Source organism: Mycobacterium sp. (assembly GCF_049278535.1).
Classification (GTDB): Bacteria; Actinomycetota; Actinomycetes; order Mycobacteriales; family Mycobacteriaceae; genus Mycobacterium.
Genome location: NZ_JBAPMI010000249.1, coordinates 1 through 19,325 on the forward strand (window position 1 = coordinate 1; position 19,325 = coordinate 19,325).

General features: G+C 63.9%; 16 protein-coding genes. 6 read left to right on the top strand and 10 right to left on the bottom strand.

The window, feature by feature from the left end; translation table 11 throughout:
* Positions 1-28: 28 nt before the first annotated feature.
* A complete protein-coding gene (locus tag WAO18_RS16925; protein WP_422207404.1) occupies positions 29-1,264 on the bottom strand; it encodes a PucR family transcriptional regulator in 1,236 nt (411 codons plus the stop codon).
* A gap of 120 nt (positions 1,265-1,384) precedes the next feature.
* On the bottom strand, positions 1,385-2,173 hold the full coding sequence (locus WAO18_RS16930) for an MBL fold metallo-hydrolase (protein ID WP_422207405.1): 789 nt from the start codon (positions 2,171-2,173) through the stop codon (positions 1,385-1,387).
* Positions 2,174-2,551: 378 nt separating this feature from the next.
* Here WAO18_RS16930 and WAO18_RS16935 point away from each other — a divergent pair, with 378 nt between their 5' ends.
* The 5 genes from WAO18_RS16935 to WAO18_RS16955 are packed head-to-tail and all read left to right on the top strand — an operon-like array spanning position 2,552 to position 8,363.
* A complete protein-coding gene (locus tag WAO18_RS16935; RefSeq protein WP_422207406.1) occupies positions 2,552-3,502 on the top strand; it encodes an alpha/beta hydrolase in 951 nt (316 codons plus the stop codon).
* Between the two features lie 26 nt (positions 3,503-3,528).
* Entirely contained in the window at positions 3,529-4,326 is a 798-nt protein-coding gene (locus WAO18_RS16940) for an SDR family NAD(P)-dependent oxidoreductase (RefSeq protein ID WP_422207407.1), read from the top strand.
* A gap of 38 nt (positions 4,327-4,364) precedes the next feature.
* Positions 4,365-5,351, top strand: a complete 987-nt coding sequence (locus WAO18_RS16945; protein WP_422207408.1) for an alpha/beta fold hydrolase — start codon at positions 4,365-4,367, stop codon at positions 5,349-5,351.
* Between the two features lie 7 nt (positions 5,352-5,358).
* The gene (locus WAO18_RS16950) at positions 5,359-6,843 is read left to right on the top strand and encodes an SRPBCC family protein (RefSeq protein WP_422207409.1); all 1,485 of its coding nucleotides are present in this window, start codon (positions 5,359-5,361) and stop codon (positions 6,841-6,843) included.
* Positions 6,840-8,363, top strand: coding sequence for a flavin-containing monooxygenase (locus WAO18_RS16955; RefSeq protein WP_422207410.1), 1,524 nt, complete (start codon positions 6,840-6,842; stop codon positions 8,361-8,363). Before WAO18_RS16950 ends, WAO18_RS16955 begins: the two co-directional genes overlap by 4 nt.
* 21 nt (positions 8,364-8,384) lie before the next feature.
* On the opposite strand, the gene WAO18_RS16960 is transcribed toward WAO18_RS16955, so the two are convergent.
* From WAO18_RS16960 to WAO18_RS16970, 3 genes are all read right to left on the bottom strand, one after another.
* A complete protein-coding gene (locus tag WAO18_RS16960; protein WP_422207411.1) occupies positions 8,385-10,739 on the bottom strand; it encodes an arylsulfatase in 2,355 nt (784 codons plus the stop codon).
* 308 nt (positions 10,740-11,047) lie between these two features.
* On the bottom strand, positions 11,048-11,821 hold the full coding sequence (locus tag WAO18_RS16965; protein ID WP_422207418.1) for an alpha/beta fold hydrolase: 774 nt from the start codon (positions 11,819-11,821) through the stop codon (positions 11,048-11,050).
* A 475-nt stretch (positions 11,822-12,296) separates the two neighbouring features.
* Positions 12,297-13,820: an adenylate/guanylate cyclase domain-containing protein gene (locus tag WAO18_RS16970; protein ID WP_422207412.1), complete on the bottom strand. Its 1,524-nt coding sequence runs from the start codon at positions 13,818-13,820 to the stop codon at positions 12,297-12,299.
* 234 nt (positions 13,821-14,054) lie between these two features.
* Between WAO18_RS16970 and WAO18_RS16975 the strand changes: the two genes are divergently transcribed.
* Positions 14,055-15,179: a 1,4-beta-xylanase gene (locus WAO18_RS16975; protein ID WP_422207413.1), complete on the top strand. Its 1,125-nt coding sequence runs from the start codon at positions 14,055-14,057 to the stop codon at positions 15,177-15,179.
* 316 nt (positions 15,180-15,495) lie between these two features.
* Here WAO18_RS16975 and WAO18_RS16980 read toward each other — a convergent pair whose 3' ends face one another.
* Genes WAO18_RS16980 through WAO18_RS17000 form a run of 5 tightly spaced genes read right to left on the bottom strand, consistent with a single transcriptional unit; the run spans position 15,496 to position 19,317 of the window.
* Positions 15,496-16,056, bottom strand: coding sequence for a hypothetical protein (locus WAO18_RS16980; RefSeq protein WP_422207414.1), 561 nt, complete (start codon positions 16,054-16,056; stop codon positions 15,496-15,498).
* A gap of 15 nt (positions 16,057-16,071) precedes the next feature.
* Positions 16,072-17,028: an LLM class flavin-dependent oxidoreductase gene (locus WAO18_RS16985; protein WP_422207415.1), complete on the bottom strand. Its 957-nt coding sequence runs from the start codon at positions 17,026-17,028 to the stop codon at positions 16,072-16,074.
* Positions 17,029-17,036: 8 nt separating this feature from the next.
* A complete protein-coding gene (locus WAO18_RS16990) occupies positions 17,037-17,873 on the bottom strand; it encodes an SDR family NAD(P)-dependent oxidoreductase (RefSeq protein ID WP_422207416.1) in 837 nt (278 codons plus the stop codon).
* Entirely contained in the window at positions 17,870-18,268 is a 399-nt protein-coding gene (locus WAO18_RS16995; RefSeq protein WP_422207417.1) for a nuclear transport factor 2 family protein, read from the bottom strand. The genes WAO18_RS16990 and WAO18_RS16995 overlap by 4 nt, the downstream gene beginning before the upstream one ends.
* A complete protein-coding gene (locus WAO18_RS17000; protein WP_422207419.1) occupies positions 18,265-19,317 on the bottom strand; it encodes a zinc-binding dehydrogenase in 1,053 nt (350 codons plus the stop codon). The genes WAO18_RS16995 and WAO18_RS17000 overlap by 4 nt, the downstream gene beginning before the upstream one ends.
* Positions 19,318-19,325: the final 8 nt, after the last annotated feature.

Genomic DNA, 19,325 nt, shown 5'->3' on the forward strand with positions numbered 1-19,325 from the left:
ACGCCGGGGTGAGCTCCGGGTCTGACTGTCAGCGAACTGGCGGCCGGAGGTGACGCCGTAGCTCCAGGGCCAGTGCCACGGCCAGCCGTCGCTCCCCTGGCGGATAGCCCAGCAGCTCGGTCGCGCGGGCGATCCGCTTGAGGACCGTATTGCGGTGGGTGTACAGCCGGGATGCAGCGCGCGGTGCGTTGTCGGCCTCCTCAAGATAGACACACAGCGTTTCGCGCATTCGGGCCGCGGCGGGGCTGTCCTCGGCAAGCGGGCCGAGAGTCGCCGCGATGAACTCGCTCGCCGCGCGCGCATCGTGTGCCGCGAGTGCCGTGACCTCAAGTTCCCGATAGGAGCCGAAACGACCGCTGGCCGGGTTGCCCACCAGCAGCCGATGCACGGTCAGCGCGGCCTCGTGGCTGGCGCGAAACCCTTCGATGCCCCGGCGAGTCGGACCGACGGCGGCGCGCACATCGTCGGGTGATTGCACCACCGCCGAACGAAGATCCTCGATGGCCGGTTCGCCGGGCGTGCCGATCCACGCCCACAGCGTCGTTGTTCCAGCCGGAAGGGTCAGCGGCCGTTGGGATCCTGCGGCTTGGGCGATCAGCACCGCCGCCGACTCGAGCGCGCCATGGCGCGCGACGGCCGACTCCGACCACACCACCACCCCGGTATGCCGGCGGTCCAGCTCGTAGCCGAGGCGGCGGCTCGCGGCGGTGGGGTCGATCGGGGCGCCGTCCAGGATCAATCGGATGGTCTCGGTGCGACGCGCGAGCGCACCGCCGATGACCTCTTCACGTTCGCGCTGGGCCTCCGCCAGAACGCGACCGAGTGTCTGGTCGATAAAGCGGAAGACGAGCGACAGCGACAGCTCGGTGACACCGATCAGCTCGGGCCCCGGTTCGACGATCTCATATGCACAGGTCAGCCAGCGCTCAACTCCAACCTGCTGGCCGCGCCGATAACCCTCATAGATTCTGTCCAAGTCGATGCCGCGCCGCACGACGGTACGGGCGGCGTCAAGCGCCTCGGGCGGGACCGCGTCCGATAACGGCGATTGCGCCTGGCGCGCTACCGACAGGAATCGCAGCCAGTTGCCGCGGTTATTCGCCGTGAGTTCCGCCGCAATCGCGGCGTCGGCGCCGAACTCGGGCACGACCCCGATCACTGCGGCATCCATCGCTGCCACGGTCTCGTCGACCTCGAGGGCCAGTCGGTCCGCGATAGCGGCGATCAGTTCATACGTCCGCGCGGTCGGCGCAACCGCCGTCATGGGTTTAGTGTGCCACCGCACACCGCTGCAGGGCTCCCTATTAGCTAACCGAGGAGTGCGTCTGAAGGATGGACGGTGGCGACAGCCCTCCCGGTCGGCCGGCCATCGTATTGACGCCCGCTACACATGTGCGCGAGCCCGCTCGTACAGGGTCGCGTCATGAGCGCAGACGATAAGCAAGTCGGGGTCTGCGCGCCGGTAGAGTTCTGCAAGGCGGGCGTGGTTGTCCCGCACCATTTTTCGATCGAATGCGATAAGGGCCTCCATGGCCGCGAGTGCACGTGGGACATGGGCGCGACGGTCGAGGGTGCCGTAATGGAAAAACGAGTCGCCACCGTGCAGCACCCATCGGTGGCCGGCGTCGACTGCTACGCACGCGTGGCCGCGGGTGTGACCTGGCAGCGAAATCAGGACCATCCCGGGGGAGATCTCGACAAGCTCCTTGGCCGCGGCGAAGCCTCGCCACTTCTCCCCCCGGGGGTCGTGTTCAACGATTTTGGGCCGGTGCACCCATTGAGTGGATCGGTAGCGCGCCTTCTCGGAAAGCGACGGGGAGGAGATCGCGCCGAGTGCCTCGGCCGCGGTGACGTGAACCTGGGCGTGCGGGAAGTCTGACAAACCGCCGATGTGGTCCAGGTCGAGGTGCGTGACGATGATGTGGCGGACATCCTCACGCGTGAACCCGAGTTGCTCGACTTGGTGGACAGCGGTTTCGAGGTGGCTGAGGACGGGTCTGAGAAGGTGGCGCAGCGGTCCGACCCGTCGGGCGGGGTCTGCGCAATCGTGCGAGCCGAAGCCGGTGTCGATCAGCACCAAGCCACTATCGGTTTCGACAAGTAGCACGTGACACACCACCGAGGTGGTGGTGGGCGGATTCATGGTCCCGCAGTTCAGGTGGTGAACTTTCATGAGCACTCCTCGGCTCTCGGCGGGTACACCGCACGACGTGAACCACGTTTCTGGCACTGGGTAATTCGAGTCGATGGCTCTGGTGACCGCGACGACGCGCTAAGCGCTGAACCCCCGGCGCCGACGACCAACGTAGGGCGACGGCGGCCCGCAGGAAATCGCCGACCGCACACACCTGCGGCAGCGAGATAGGCCAGGGCACACCCGCTTGCATGCCTCGTGCGCACTTTGCGCGCAGACAATGCGTGGTGTGCCACAGCACACCCGTCTCAATCAAGTGTGTGCGCGTGGCGATTCCGTGCGCCGTATCACAACCGTAGTTTCGGGACAACCAACACCCCGGACGGGGTTACCGCGAGCGAACGAGGGACCGACGTTATGGACGAGATCACCTTCTATAGCGGTGACGATCGCTGCGCCGCTTGGCATTTCGCGGCTAGCGGCGAAGCGTTCGCCGGAACGAACGGGCGGCCGTGTGTGGTGATGGCACCCGGTTTCGCAAGCACCCGGGACACTGGCGGCTTAGCGGCCTACGCGGAGGGTTTCGCCGCCGCCGGATTTGATGTGGTGCTATTCGACTATCGCGGTTTCGCCGCGTCGGGTGGATCGCCCCGTCAGCTGGTATCGGCGCGACGCCAGCGCCACGACTATCAGGCGGCAATCGCGTGCGCACGCCAGCTGCCTGGCGTCGACCCCGAGCGCATCGCGCTGTGGGGGATCTCCTTCTCCGGCGGTCATGTCGTTCGCGTCGCCGCCGAAGACGGCCGCATCGCGGCAGCGATGTCGGTGACCCCGGCGGTCGACGGTCTGGCGGTACTCGCGCAGCTTGCCCGCAACGCGGGCGTACTCCAGCTGTTGCGGGTTGCCGCGCACGGTCTGCGTGATGCGATTCGAGCGCTGACGCGACGCCAGCCGCATCTTGTTCCGGTGATCGGGGAACCGGGCTCGCGAGCGATCATCGCCAAACGCGGAGCGGAGCAAGAATATACGCGCATCACGGGCCCGAGCTGGCGCAACGAACTGTGTGCGCGCACCGCGCTCGGCGTGGCGTTCAACCGGCCGATCAAGTTCGCATCACGTGTTTCCTGCCCACTGCTGGTGCAGGCCGGCACAGCCGACAGCATCACCCCGCCGGGCCGCGCGCGCCGAGCGGCCGCCGGCGCGGCCCGCGGGGAGCTGCGGGAATACCCCATCGACCACCTGGACGCCGAGATCGGCCCGGCGCAGCAAGTTGCCCTGGCCGATCAGCTGGATTTCCTGCGCCGCCACCTGGCGCCGGCCTCGTCCCAAAGAGCCGCGATTACTACCGCCGATTGGAATCACCAATGAAGATCAAGAATCTGACCAAACGTGTCGTGCTGGTCACCGGCGCCGGCAGCGGCATCGGCCGGGCGACCACGCTGCTCTGCGCGCGCCGCGGTGCGCGCCTAGCGATCTGCGATCTGAACGAAGCCGGGCTGAAGGAAACCGCCGAATACGCCCGCGGCCTAGGAGCCGAGGTGCTCGCGCAGACCGCCGACGTCACCGACACCGCCTCGATGGATGAATTCGCCGAAGCCGTGCACGCCCGGTTCGACACGGTGGACCTGTTGATCAACAACGCCGGCATCGGCGTTGGGGCCGGATTCTTCGACACCACACCCGAGGACTGGGACCGCCTGATCGCGGTCAACATCATGGGGCTGGTGCATGGTTGCGAGCGCTTCCTCCCCCGCATGATCGAACGCGGCACCGGCGGTCAAGTCGCCAACGTGTCGTCTGGTTGCGGCTACTCGGCGCTTCCCTACATGTTCGGCTACTCAGTCACCAAGTTCGCCGCGTTCGGGTTCTCCGAGGCGCTGCGCATGGAGATGCGTCGCCACAACATCGGAGTGACGACCATCTGCCCGGGCCTGATCAACACGCCGATCCTGCGCACCAGCGTCACGCGCGGGGCCCGCGCTGAAGAACGGGCCGAGCGGCTCGCGCGAATGCATGAGCGACGTGGCTACTCCCCAGAGAAAGTCGCGGTGAACATCCTGCGCGCGGTGGGCCGCAATCGCGCGGTAGCCCCAATCACCCCCGAAGCCCATCTCACGTACGGGCTGACCCGCGTCGCTCCGCCCGTGGCGCGCTGGTTTTCCGCCCGCACCTCCGCCGTCCTCGCCAAATAGACCGCCCCACAGCTCCAAACGCCATCACGGAGGCACCGATGAAACACCGCAATATCCACATGATCGAAACCAACGGCATCAGACTGAAGGTGGTCGTTGAGGGCAGCGGCCCGCTATTGCTTCTGCTGCACGGCTTTCCGCAATCCGCATACCTGTGGCGCAACCAGATCGACGACTTGATCAGCGCCGGCTATCAGGTAGCTGTCCCCGATCAACGAGGCTACGGCGGCAGCGACAAACCGGCAGAAGTTGAGGCATACGATCTGCTGCAGCTGTCCGCTGATGCGGTCGGCGTCGCCGACGCACTGGGCCACGAGACGTTCACGCTCGTCACCCACGACTGGGGCGCGATCGTCGGCTGGCACGTCGCGTTGCTGTACCCGCAACGGGTAAAAGCGGTGTTCGCGCTGAGCGTGCCACCAACTATTGGGACGCCCGTCGGCGCCCTGACACGCCAGGAGAATTTCGGCGACAACTTCGTCTACACCGTCTACTTCCAGCAGCCCGGTGTGGCCGAGGCCGAGCTGGACGCCGACGTGCGCAAATCGCTCCGAATGCTGTACTACTCCGTCAGCGGTGACGCCCCGGCGTTCGGGTTCATGCGTCCCAAGCCGGCCAGCTCCAAGATGCTCGACGGCTTGATCGATCCCAATCCACTGCCGAACTGGCTCAACGAGGAAGACCTCGACCGATACGTCGAGGATTACCGCGACGGGTTCCGCGGCCCGATCAACTGGTATCGCAGCATCGACCGCGGCATCGGGCTCACCCGCCATCTGCAGCAGACCAAGATCACGCAGGCGTCGCACTTCATGATCGGCAGTTTCGATCCCATGAATGTGCTGCTCGCGGTTCCCCTGGCCAATTTGGAACAGAACGCGCCCAACCTGCGAGGCAACGTCGTCCTCGAAGGTGCCGGCCATTGGCTTCCCATCGAGCGTCCAAAGGAAGTCAACGACGCGTTGCTCGACTTCCTCGCCGGTCTCGAGAGCGCTCCCCAGTCCGCCAGCATCGCAGAGGGTTGAAACTGACATGGCCTCAAGACCCAACGACTATTCGCCGCCACTCATTCAGATCGCGTTGTCGGTCGTCGATTTGCGACTCACCGAACGGTGGTTTCGCGAAGGCTTCGGCCTGGTACCGGCCGGCGGCAGTCGCGCGATGATGCGAGGCCCTGTGGCGGCCAATGTGCAGGGCCTACCCCGCGCGGCCTCGACCTGCTGGTGGCTGCTGGGCCGAAACTCCTGGTTCCAGTTCGAACTGTTCCAATTCGAGCGCCCGATCGCCAAACTGATGCCTGCGGATTTTCGGCCCTGCGACATCGGCTACACCCGCATCGGGATCTGGGTCGAAGATTTCGACGCCACACTGAAAAAGCTTGCCAAGCTTGGCAGTCAGCCGCTGACAGAGCCGCTAGGCGATCGGGGCACGCGGCGCGCCTGCGTCCGCAATCCCGACGGGGTCTACGTCGAAATCATGGAAGACGACCCGCTGCCGCAGTTCAGCAAGCGCGGGCGCGTAGATTACCCGTCCGCGATCCGTTCGGTGACGTTGTCGGTACCCCAGTTGACCGACGTTGCAGCATTTTTCGAAGAGGGTATTGGCCTCAAGGCCAGCACCCCGGCCCTCCACACGCCAGAACACGAGGCGCTGTGGGATCTGGCAGGCGCCAGCACCCAGAGCAGACTGTTCGATGGCGGCGAGGTGCTGATCGAGGTGGTGCAGTACCTCGATCCCGCCGGAAAGCCGCGGCCTCATGATTACCGCCTGTCAGACCAGGGCATTCTCAACATCGCGTTTGGGGCGCGCCGCACGGCGGACTTCGACGCGGTTTATCGACGTGCCGAAACGTTTGGGGCCCGGCCCAATTGCCGACCCGTTCATCTACCCGGAGCCGGTTCAGTGGTCTACGTCAACGATCCGCACGGCTTTTCGGTCGAGATCCTACGCACGAGGCCTGGATTGGCCGACCGGGTCTTCGGATTCGAGCCACGGCCCCTACACAAGCGCCCGGAGCCGGATACGCGCAGAATCGAACATCGGATCAAGATCGACGCACCGGCCGGCAAAGTGTGGGACGCAATCACCGATCAAGACAACATGGCCCGGTGGACCGGTTTCGTCCCGGTTACGGTGCGCAAGGAAGGCTGGACGCAACGCCACGGCGCCGGTTCCGAACGCCTGATGCAAGGGCCGCCCGGAGTCGGCCAGGTCGTGGAGCAAGTGATAGCCGCCAACCCGCAGCAGAACCTGCGCTACCGCGTCGTTGAAGGGTCACCGCTGACCTGTCACCAAGGCGAGATCACCCTGAACCGGTCCGGCGGTCACACCGAATTGCACTGGTCCATCCGCTTTCGGCCCAAGGTGCCCGGCACCGGCGCGCTCCTGCAGAAGGTGTTGCAGGCCAGGTTGCGAGCCATGCTCGCCGAATACCTCAAGCCATACATCGAAAAATCCACTGCCCCTGGTGTTTTCACGACACCAAACTCGACGAACACAGAAACGGCTGTCAGATGAAAGCGGATCCACCCGACCCTCAGCACGTCGGCGTACCGATCATCGGGGCCGGATTCTCCGGGCTCGGCGCCGCGATCGCCCTCCAAAAGGACGGGTATACCGACCTTCTCGTGGTCGAGCGGGGAAACAATGTTGGGGGCACCTGGCGGGTGAACACCTACCCGGGGGCAGCATGCGACGTGCCGTCGCACCTGTATTCGTACTCGTTCGCGCCGAACCGCAAGTGGACCCGTTCGTACTCCAAGCAGCCCGAAATCGAGGCCTACATCCAGCAGGTGGCCCGACAGCACCAGGTGCTCGACCGGCACCGGTTCGATTGCGAGGTTCACGAGGTGCGCTGGAACGAGCAGGAGGCGCGGTGGCACGTGAGCACGTCGGCGGGGTCCGTCACCGCGAATTTCGTGGTCTCGGCGGTGGGTCCGCTGACCGAGCCGGCGTTGCCGGACATTGATGGTCTCGAGGAGTTCGAGGGTGAGGTCTTTCACACCGCCCGCTGGAATCATGACGTCGACCTGACTGGCAAGCGTGTGGCCGTCATCGGCACCGGAGCATCGGCCATCCAGGTCGTCCCGGAGCTAGCCAAGACTGTGCGGCAACTGAACGTGTATCAGCGCACCGCCCCGTGGGTCCTTCCCCGTTTCGACCGCAACTACACGCCCGCGGATCGTGTTGCCTTCGCGCACGTTCCCGGCTATCAGCGGTTGGTACGAAGCGCAATGTACTGGGGCAAGGAGCTAATCGGTTTCGCATTGACTCATGCGCCCAAAATGCTTGTGCCGGTGCAGAAATTGGCCAAGCGTCACATCAAGCGCGCGATCGACGATGCACAACTGCGCGCGAAGGTCACCCCTCGCTGGCAGATCGGCTGCAAGCGTATCTTGATGTCGAATACCTACTATCCGACACTGGCCCAACCGAATGTCGATGTCGTCACCGATGGCATCGCCGCGGTGCGGCCGAACGCCATCGTCAGCACCGATGGCACCGTGCGTGATATCGACGCCATCGTCGTTGCCACTGGCTTTCATGTCAGCGACTCACCGACAAATGAGTGCATCATCGGCCGCGGCGGGCGCAGCCTGGCCGACACATGGCAACGTGCGGGCGCGCAGGCGTACAAGGGCTCGACCGTGCACGGTTTTCCGAACCTGTTTGTCATGGCCGGCCCCGGAACGGGGTCGGGTCACACGTCGGCCGTGTTCATGATCGAGTCGCAGCTGAAATATCTGCGGGATTTGATCCGCACGACAACCACCCTGGGAATCGCGACCGTGGAGGTCCGCGAGGACGTGCAAAGCGCCTACAACACGAGTATCCAACGAGGATTGCGAAACTCGGTGTGGCAAGTCGGCGGCTGCTCAAGCTGGTACCGCGACAAGTTCGGCAAGATCACCACCATGTGGCCAGGTTTCACGTTCCGCTTCCGTCAACAGACCCGCACATTCGACCTCAACGCCTACCACACGGTGCATGCCCGCGACCTGTCCGCCGCCACTGAGAAATACGCGGCTTCAGCATGACGTCCGGCGGGTCGGTGCGTGTCAGGTGTATGCCACGTGGACACGCTCGATGTGGCCGCCGAAGGGGAACGGCGCTTTGTCGTAGTAGTCCAGCGACACCGGTGAGCCGAGGCAGACACCGATGTCGAAGCAGTCGTTGGCCGTGAACAGCAGCGGCGCGCTGACCGGCACCCGCCCCGTCGCGAGGACCTCCTGGCCGACCTGGATGGTCACTTCGAGCGGTCCCGCTGGACGCTGTTCGGCATAGCGAGTTTCTACGACGATCGTGGTGGGCCCGGGCGGCAATTTGATCGTTGAGCGAATCTTGGTGCGGGAGATGATGAAACAGTTGTACTCGTAGCACAGGTACCCGTCGTCGAGGTAGCAGGTGACCCCGCCGGCAAAGCCGCCGAGGGCATACAGGACTCCGCTCGCATCGGGGGGCAGGTCGGCTTCGACAGTGACGATGTTGTTCTTGCTTCCCAGCGCGGGCGCGCAGAATTCGGGGATGCGGGTGATTTCGCCGGGGAACTCCCACTCGCGATACGGCGGAGTGATTCGCAACTCGGGGTGGAAGATCGGCACCCACAGGCCGCCACCGATCGGGAGCACCTGGTTTCGGGCGGCTTCGATGGCGAACAGTTCGCGCATCTGCGCCAGCTTTTCCGGCAGCTCGTCCGCAAGGTCGTGGGCTTGGGACCAGTCCTCGTCGAGGTGATACAGCTCCCAGCGGTCGTTGTCGGGTGTCCAGCTTTGGATTCCGGGTGGCAATCCCGGCAGCCACGGCACGCGCGGACCGAAGGTTGAGGCCATCCAGCCGTCGTGATAGATGGCCCGACTGCCCATCACCTCGAAGTACTGCGTCTTCTTTCCCCCAGGCGTCGATGGGTCGGTAAGCGTGCTGGCGAAACTTGCTCCGGCTATTGGGATTTGGGGCACACCGTTCACGATGAGCGGGGACTCGATACCCACGATGTCGTAGATGGTCGGCACGACGTCGTTGCAGTGCAGGAAGTGGTCCCGCGGCACAGGGTCGGGCGCGACTTTGTTGGGCCAGCGGATCGCCAGCGGATTGCGGGTGCCGCCCAGATGCGAGGCGAGCAGTTTCACGCCCTTGTAGGGCGTGCTGCCCGCCCAACCCCAGCCGGAGTGGTACTGGTTGTCGGTCTTCGGTGAGCCCAGCACATCAAGGCCGCCGAGCTGCTCGAGCGCGTCGATGTGCATCCGCGGGGTGGTCGGAATGCCGTTCTGCGCAAGCAGTTCGGCAATGGTGCCGTCCTGTCCCTCGGCCGAGGATCCGTTGTCACCCCAGATGTAAAGAAACAGCGTGTTCTCGCCGTAGCCAAGCCGATCCAACTCATCGACGATCCGACCCACCTGAACATCCACATGTTCGGCGAACCCGGCAGCCACCTCCATCAGTCGGCGCTGAAACGGTCTCTCGTCTTCGGGAATGTCGTCCCACGCCTTCATTCGCTCGTCACGGTCGGTGAGCTCACAGTCTTGTGGGATCCAGCCCTTGTCCTTCGCACGCTCGAAGACCCGCTGCCGGTAGGCGTCCCAGCCGTCATCGAACTGCCCGGCGTAGCGGTCGGCCCACTCCTTCATGATGTGGTGTGGCCCGTGTAGGCAGCCGCTGGCCCAATACATGAAGAACGGCCTATCGGCCTGCAGCGCCTTGTGGTTGCGCAGCCAGTTGATCGCATCCTCGGCCAAGTCCTCCGAGAGGTGATAGCCCTCGTCGGGCGTCTTCGGTAGGCGCACCACCGTCGTGTTGCGCACCAAATGGGGCTCGTACTGCGAAGCCTCCCCGGCCAAGAAGCCGTAGAAATACTCGAATCCCAATCCCGTCGGCCAGTCCTCGAATGGGCCGGCCGCCGTGGTGTCTTCCGCCGGTGTGTTATGCCACTTGCCCCACGCGCCCGTGCTGTACCCAAAATCCTTGAGCACTTCGGCCACCAGGGCGCTGCTGCGCGGGATCCTTCCGGCGTAGCCGTCCCAGTCGTTGGCCAACTCGGCGATCTGGCCATTGCCGATCTCATGGTGATTGCGCCCGGTCAGCAGCGACGCCCGCGTCGGCGAACACATTGCGGTGGTGTGGAACCGGTTGTAGCTCACCCCCTCTGCGCAGATCCGGTCCATCGTCGCGGTACGCACCTCGCCGCCGAACGTCGTCGGCAACCCCGGGCCGGCGTCATCGATCAAAACGATCACAATATTGGGCGAATCCTCATGCAGCCGAGGCGGAGTGACACGCCGGGCATACGTGGACTCCTGCAACGTTCGCCCGGCGGTGCTGGCCGAAGGCGTCGGCGGAAACGGCAGCGTCGCCCCACCCGGCAGCTTCGGAGCCACCACCCCGCCCGTGGAATCAACATTTTTGGTGGCTCCCGACATGGCTGCCCCCTGCTCGAAGCGGTCCAAGGCAGTGGTCGACTCGATCAACCCTGACTCACACCAGCTGAATCTACTCCCCCCGCCCGCCCTTTGGGCAGCTGGTTTGGACGATCTGCCGGTAGACGTCAGCGCATGGGACAAAACGAGCCGGCGCCATCACCACCCACACCAGAACGCTTGTTGCACAACATATCGCGTGGCAAAGAGCTAACGCCTGACCTCAGACTGAGGCCAGCTGCCGCGGCTCTTCAAGCTCGCTCTTGCACGAGGTTGGTGGAGGCGACGCGCGCCAGCTGATACGTCGATGGCTACGCCCTTGTGGCGCAGGTGACGGCGAGGATGGTGCTCGCGACCAGCTCGGGGTCGTCGATCGTCGGAGTGTGCGGGAGGCCGGGCAGGATGGTGAAGGTCGCGCGGGGTAGGCGTTGGCGGACGATGGCTTCGCACACTGCGACTGGGAGAATTCTGTCTTTTTCGGTCCAGGCGATGGTGATTGGGCACGGTAGGGGGTCCATCGGTGCGACCTGTTCGTCAGTGTTATTGAAGATCTCGTCAATGATTGTGCAAGCAAAGCCCTCTTGGGTGATTTCTATGGCTCGCTTGTAGCTGAGTCGATCTCCGTGCAGCGTCAAATCGGTCAACCCACGTCGGCGCATCCCCGGCGATTTCATGAGAAGCGGTGTGATGGGACGCGTCAAGCGGGCTAACGCAAACTGCCGTCGCAGCCTTTTCGTGAGCTGGACCCGCAGACCGTCCGACCACAATCCGCCCGGTGAAAATGCACAGACGGATGCGGCCCGGCCACGGCGCGCCAATTCGAGCGCTATGAATCCACCCATCGAGTGGCCCGCTAAATGTGGCCGGTCTAGTCCGTGTGCGTCGAGGTAGCGTTCGGACTCATCGATTACGTCCCAGATCGTCACGGGTCGCCGCTGCACAACTGGCCCTCCATGATGACCGAGGGCTGACGGTGTGTGCACGTCGTGGTGGGCGGATAGCAGCGGCGCTATATCCCGCCATTGATCGCCAGACCAGGAGCCGCCATGCAGGAGTACAAGAGGCGGCAGCTCGGAGGACACCACCGAAGTTTGACACGGCTTCAGCCCGTCGAACAGGATCCATTCGCTGATTGCCGCAACGGCTGCCGACAACCTGTACCAATGTGGTTCGCGTGTCTACCGGCAGGAAGTTCTGCAAGTTAGCTAGCGCCCACCTGTCCCCGCCGACCGCCGGGACGACGCTGGGATGAAGCACACGTACCGAGCCGACCTGACGGATCAAATAGGCTCTACCAGCTCTTTCAAGGTGGGGGCGGGCGGGGCTCGAACCCGCGACCAACGGATTATGAGTCCCTATTTCCGGAGCCCTCTACCAGCCGAATCGCTTAGCTACAGTCGCCTAAATCGGCTGCAGGGAGCCAAAATCGGTCGTTGCCGGTACACCTCCGGTACGGGCCCGATTCGCCCTAGAAACGCCCCCGGTCGCCGCGTTCACGCCGCGACGAGGTGGGCGGCTGCGGCGTTAGCTATGTCGAGGCCGATGATGCTCAGGCGGGAGTTACGTACCGGAAGCAGTGCTTAAATCGAGGCCGAAGACCTGCACGGTGGCCGACTTTCCCTTGAGCGCATGGGCACCGCGGTCGATGAGTCCGGGCGGTCGGGTAACCAGGGCGTCGACACACTGATGGGTCAGCAGGATCGTGTCGCCGGTGGTCTTGGTGAGCTGCTCCACGCGGGCGGCAACGTTGACGGTGTCGCCGATCAGGGTGAACTCCAGTTTGCCGCCGCCGCCGATGGTTCCGGCGATCACCACACCGGAGTTGATCCCAATGCCGATCCGAAGCTCGCCGCCGAATCGTTCGGCGACCAGGCGGTGAATCAGAAGGCCGGCGGTTACAGCGGCGTCGGCGTGATCTGCGAGGTCGTTGGGTGCGCCGAAGACGGCCAGCGCGCCGTCGCCGAGGAACTTGTTGACGTGTCCGCCGGCTTCGACGACAGCCGGGACAACGATCTCGAACAGGGCGTTGAGTCGGGCAACGGTGTCTTCGGCGGTGTTGGCCTCGGCGAACGGGGTGAAGTCGCGGATATCGACGAACATCACGCTTACCTCACGGCGTTCACCGGTGAAGATGTCGTCACCCTGCTCAAGTAGGCGCGCCGCTAGAGCCGGGTCGACGTAGGTGCCGAACGCCACCTGAAGTCGTTGCCGCTCAGCCAATCCCGCTTGCATCCGGTTGAACGATGCCGACAGCGCACCGAGGTCATCGTCTTGTACCACCGGCAGGCGCTGGCTGTAGTCGCCGGCCGCGACTCGTTCGGTTCCTTCGGCGAGGTCGCGGATGGGTCGCAGGGATTGTGAAAACGCCACGCCGACGGTGATCGGCAGCGCGAGGCCAAGCGTCAACGCGCAACCGATCAGGGCGGGGAGCGCAGGCCAACCCGCCGTGGCGCGATCGAATATGGCCGCCCCCATTGCACCCGCGAGAGCGAATGCGAACGCCACCGCGAGCACAGTTATGTTCGACCACGCCGCAAAGGTTGGACGAGAACGGGGCAGGGAATCACCCATCCCGGTGTCACCGGCAATGGCGACCCTAGCGGGCCGCAGCACTGCTTCGGTGAAGCTGTGCACGGCGATCAGTTGGACCGCAGTTCCAAAGGCGGCACCCAAGATTCCGTACTGGACAAGACGCGCCCCACCCGCCCCGGCGATCGCGCCGACGACAGCGAACAGTAGGGCGGCCCAAACCGCCGTGACCCCCAGCGCTCGGGCAACCACCGCCCGAGCCAAGGTGTATGTGGCGTCCAGCGCCGTCGCCCGATCAACCGCCTCGCCGGCTGCCCACCGTTCAACGAGTCGGCTCTCGCCCATGCCGGGAAGAACCACGACGAAGGTCAGTACCAACGTGGCGGCCACGGTGACCGTGGTCGCCACGACGTAACGACCAGACTCCTCGGAAGCGACAATGAGTGACGACGTCGCAAGGTAGATCGGCAACGTCACGACGAAGGTGATCGCGCAGCTCACCCACCAGTATCTCGCTCCGTACCGGTCCCACGCCCACTGCCAGATGCGATCCATGCCTGAGACTAGGCGCTTTGCTCCGGTTTGATCAGCGCTTATACGCTCGGGCTCGGAGGACCAATGGGAAGTGCTGCCCTGATCACGCAGCGACGCCGTTCGCGACGTTGACCGTTCATCCGAAAATTCGACTGCTTTCAGAAGTGCCGCGTCTCATCTCCGGATCGTACTGCGATAAGGACGTCTGCCCGTGTTTCTCGCCTCGTACCTCACTCGGCGAATTATCGTCACTGCGTGAGGCGTCGAACGGTTCTAAGGCTCCCAGTGCTGCTGGCGGCGGGAGCGACATTGACCCCAGTCCCCCGCGCTGCCGCGGACCAAACCCCCTGGTCGCGTGATCGGGCCAACCACTGGTATCGGGCGCAAGGCTGGCGCGTCGGCACCAATTACATCACCTCGAACGCCATCAACCAGCTCGAGATGTTTCAGGCCGACACTTTCGACCCCCGGCGCATCGATACCGAGCTCGGCTGGGCCCAGTCATACGGACTCAACACTGTGCGGGTCTTCCTCCACGATCAACTCTGGGCCCAAGACCATCGAGGTTTCCAAAGCCGTCTCGCGCAGTTTGTCGGCATTGCGGCCCGCCACCGGATCAAACCACTTTTTGTCTTCTTCGACTCTTGTTGGGATCCATTCCCCAAACTGGGGCGCCAGCGTGGTCCGAAGCCCGGGGTCCACAACTCCGGTTGGGTGCAAAGCCCAGGCGCTAAACACCTCGACGACCTCGACTACCGCCGCACTCTGCTCGACTATGTCACGGGCGTGCTGAGCCAATTCCGCACGGACGAACGTGTTTTGGGTTGGGACATCTGGAATGAGCCCGACAATCCCGCCGACGTGTATCGCAAGGTCGAAAGGAAAGACAAGCTGGACCGCGTCGCCGACCTGCTCTCGCTGGCGTTCGGGTGGGCACGTTCGGTCGATCCGAGTCAACCGTTAACGAGCGCCGTGTGGGACGGCGTATGGGGAGATCCCCTGAGGCGTAGCGAAATCACTGACATCCAACTGGACAACTCCGACGTGATCACCTTCCACTGCTATGACAAACCAGCAGGCTTCGAAGCGCGGATCGCCGAACTGACCCCAATGGGACGGCCGATCCTCTGCACCGAATATCTGGCGCGGTCCCTGGGCAGTACCGTCGACGGGGTGCTGCCAGTTGCCAAGCGGCACAACGTTGGTGCGATCAATTGGGGTTTGGTCGCCGGCAAGACCCAGACCTACTTTCCATGGGACTCCTGGGATCACCCGTACACGACAGCTCCGAAGCTCTGGTTTGCCGACCTACTCCTACCCGATGGACGGCCGTACCGCGATACCGAAATTCAAACGGTCAGCAAGTTGACCCGGCTCTAACGCCCGGGCTTGGCATGGCGGGCGGGACTCGAACCCGCGACCAACGGATTACCGATCCTTCGATCTTGACAGTCCCTGTTGTTGCCTGTTTCCGTTGTGCAGCAATCGGATTGACTATTTCGAACCCCGATGGAAACCGGGCGATTCCGGTAGGTTCCGGGTCATTGGCGGTGAATAAACGGTAACTGCCAGCTCGCCGATCAACATTCCACCAAGATGTCGCCACCACTATTGCGCCACCCTGCCGCCAGACTGCCGGCGTGAAGGCAACAAGCTGGGCTGTTCCGCACTGTCCACAGAGTGGCGATCTGTCCGGCTAGACCGACGACTCCGATGCGCCGCTCTCCCGCAGGTAGTTGAGGGTGTAAGCCTGGCACGTCAACCCATTGGGGTCGAGCCCGACCAGCGACAGCAAGCGCGCCCACTCGGCGGAGTCGACGAACCAGTCCCAACGAGTGATATGTCCATCTTCGTTGATCCAGAGGTAGTCGTACTCGCGGAGTTCGAATCTTGACCCGTCGGGAAACGTCCCAGCGTAGGTATCGCAGGAGGAGAAGCCCCAGTCGCCGGCTACACATTCAAATGGGCTGACTAGGCGGTAGTCCGGCATGTGCTTCCACCACATACGCCACTCTGGGGTAAGCACGTCGCCATCCGGCGCATACTTGGCCACGGCCTCCGCCACCTCGCCCGAGAACATATCGGTTATCGACTGCGGGACACCGTTGTTGAACAGCGGGCTCATCATCACGAAATCTGGGGCCATGATGTAGTTCTCGCCGAAATTGACGCGGCGACCGCGTTCGATGGGTTTCGCATAGCCTTCCCACTTTTCGAAGGCGATCTTCTCGTGTAACTTGGCGCGATCCTGATTCATGTCATTGCCTTTCGACTAGTTCAGCTCGGCGAATCTCTTCAAATACGGCCACGCGATTTCAGGTGGAATCCCGCCGCACAGCGGCGAGAGGTTGAACATCTCGCCGCCCGCGAGGCGCTGCTTCGCCTCCTCGACCGACAGAATCACGTGCGACGACGCCGTGTGGCGGAGTTCATCGATGGTCTTAGCGGTGGTGATGTTGGCCGACACCTGATTGTCGGGGTTCCATTCCGAGTAGGCCATCGCGTCGTGAAGGAGGTACTGGCCGATCTCGTCCCAGGCGGCATCGACATCGTCGGCTACGAAGCAGTTCGCCACGGTGTCTCGTTCGGGTATGAGCGCGAAGCCGGGCTCGAAACCATGGTCGCGACAGGCCTGCTCGTAGGCCTCCTGCATACCCGGCACCCCGCCGTTGGCGAGCAGGCCGAGTCCGTTGCGTCCCGCACGCCGCGCCGCTGCCAGGCTAGAACCGCCCCAACTCAGCATGGGACCTTCCGGCAGTCGCGGGCGCGGGGTCACCTTCATTCGGCGGCCACCGTGTTCGACCTCTTCGCCTGCCAACAGCCGGCGCAGCAGGCCGAGCTTCTCGTCGGCAATGTGGCCGCGATCGGACATGGACAGTCCGAAGTGGGCGTATTCCTCAGCGCGGTAGCCGATCCCGAAGACGTAGGCGGCCCGGCCCGCACTGATGTGGTCCAGGACGGAGATGTCCTCCGCCAGGCGTGCCACATCGTAGAGCGGGAGGAGGATCACCAGGTTCAGCATCAGTTGCTCGGTGCGTGCGGCGATGGCCGCGCCGAGCAGTAGTGGAGATGGGAGATAACCGTCGTCGGCGCAGTGGTGTTCACACAGGACTGCGGCGACGCAGCCACGGCTCTCAGCCCACGCCGACATCTCACTTGCTGCGGCGTACAAGTCGGTTGGCGGTCCACCTATCGCAGGCGCTCGCATGTCGAATCGAAGAGTGAACATCGTGGTGTCTAACTCCCTTGGCGCGCGTCGGTGCCCATGACTTCGCTACTGATTTGCATGATCAGCCGAACGACTTCGTTGCGTGATAAGGACTTGAAAAGTTCAAGACCCATGCGGACGTCATCGCCTGTGGCGATCGTCGGTCCATTGCCGAGGTTGGCGATGGCTTCGTCCACCACGCTCGCGGCGGTGACTGCGCCCTCGGGGATCTCGTCGAGCGATGCGAGGCGTCCGCGCTCGAATTCCAACTGGCGCAACGCTGGTGTGTCGGTAATTCCGAGTACAAGGCCTAGCACATCGACGCCCTTGTCCTGCAACTCGACCCATAAGCCTTCGGTGAACACCATGTCGAACGCTTTGGTTCCGCCGTAGGTGACCATGTTTCGGCCGCCGGCCAGCGCGGCTCCCGATGTGAAGTTCACGATGCCGCCCCTGCCCCGCTCGACCATGAGGCCTGCGAAGTGGTGGCACAGCCTCATCAGTACCAGGCAGTTACGTTGCAGCAGGGCTTCTGCTGCCGATATCGGGTTGGCTAGGAAGGGTTGGTAATTCGGGTCACCGCCTGCGCAGTACACCAGCATGCCGACCTGGAGATCCGCGGTGGCATCGATGATGTTCTGCGATGCGTCGGCGTCGGTCAGGTCGACGGCAAGCGTCCGGGTCTCAGCGTCGGTGCGTTCGCGAATGCCGGCGGCCACTTCGTCGAGCACGTGTTGGCGACGGGCAACAAGCACGACATTCACACCCTCATGTGCGAGTCGCTCGGCGAACAGCGACCCGACGCCGTCGGAAGCGCCGACGACGAGCGCCCATGGGCCGTATTTGGTCGCGAAGTCTGCGGTCATTGATCCGACACCGCTACCAGTCGCACCGAGGTGTAGGTGCGGCGCGAGATTCGCCAGCCATCGCTGGTGCGTACGACGTGATCGTCGTAGTAGCCGACAGGGTTCGCCCCTCCGCCTTCGAACAGGATCAGGGCATCGACGTAGGTCCGGACCGTCGCTGAGTCTCCGTCGATATCCACGGCATGGTTGGTCATCCGGTGCATGGTGTGTTTCGCCGCCGCGTGGACTGCCTCCATAAACGTGGCAACCTCCGCGCCTCCGGTCCACTGACCGATTTCGCCGTAATCCACGTGGGCGTCGTCAGTGAAGACCTTTGTCAGCAGCGAGTATTGGACGCTGTCGATGGCGGTGGCATAGCGCACCGTCAGTTCGACGATGTCTTCTCTGTCGCTCATGCGACGTCTCCGTTCGGATGGACTACGACTCGGGGCGGTCCCTCGGCTCGGCGGGCCTGCTCGATCGCATCCGGCACCTCGTCGAGGCCGATGATGCGGCCGACGCTCGGCATCGGGTCGAGCCGTCCCTCGACGACGGCGTCGAGCACGCCATACCAGTCCTGTGGCATCGGGCCGCCACCGAACTGCAGTGTCAATCCGTTGCGCGTTGCTTCCGTGATCCTCAGCGTGTCGCCGGTGTACCAGCCGCCGGCGCAGTAGATCCGAGACATGAACTCCGCCTCGGACACGAGCCGGTCGATGAGCCCCGGAGCCCCGACGCATTCGAACACCACGGCCGAGCCACCGAGTTTGTGTTCGGCACGGACTTCGCGAAAGACGTCGAACACCGATTGATCGGCGGGATCGACCAGCACGTGCGCGCCGAAGCCGTTGCGCGCCAGCTCGCGTCGTTCAGCATGGAAGTCGGACACGATGATCGGCTGGATGCCACGACTGGACAATGCAGCGACAGCGGAAAGGCCGACGGCCCCTGCCCCAATGACGATCGGCACTTCACCGGGCTGCACATTGGCGGCGCGCACATAGAACTCGCCGACCGCGAAGCAATCGACGACGGCGATGGCGTCACTGGATACGTCGCCCTCCACGACCCTCGCTGCCGCCTCGGGGACGACCAGTAGTTCCCCGAAACTGCCTTGCGCCTCGGGGTGTTGTCCGATGATTCGCAAGCCACCGGCGCCACCGTCCACCAATCGGATTGGCATCGATGTCACCCGAGCACCGATCGGGAAGGCGTCGCTGCACCCAGGCCCGTGGCTGATGACCTCGCCGACGAACTCGTGACCCATGACGATGTCGCGATTGGCGTCGTACAACGACCGTCCCGTCGGATCGTCGATTCCGGCGTCAGGGTTGTCCATGAAATGAACGTCCGACGCGCAGATCGCCGTGCTCAACGTTTTGAGGAGCAGATCGCCCTGTCCCGCAACCGGATCGGCGGTTTCTCGGACCGTCAGTTCGCCGCCTCGCAAAACGACTGCACGCATCCGATTCA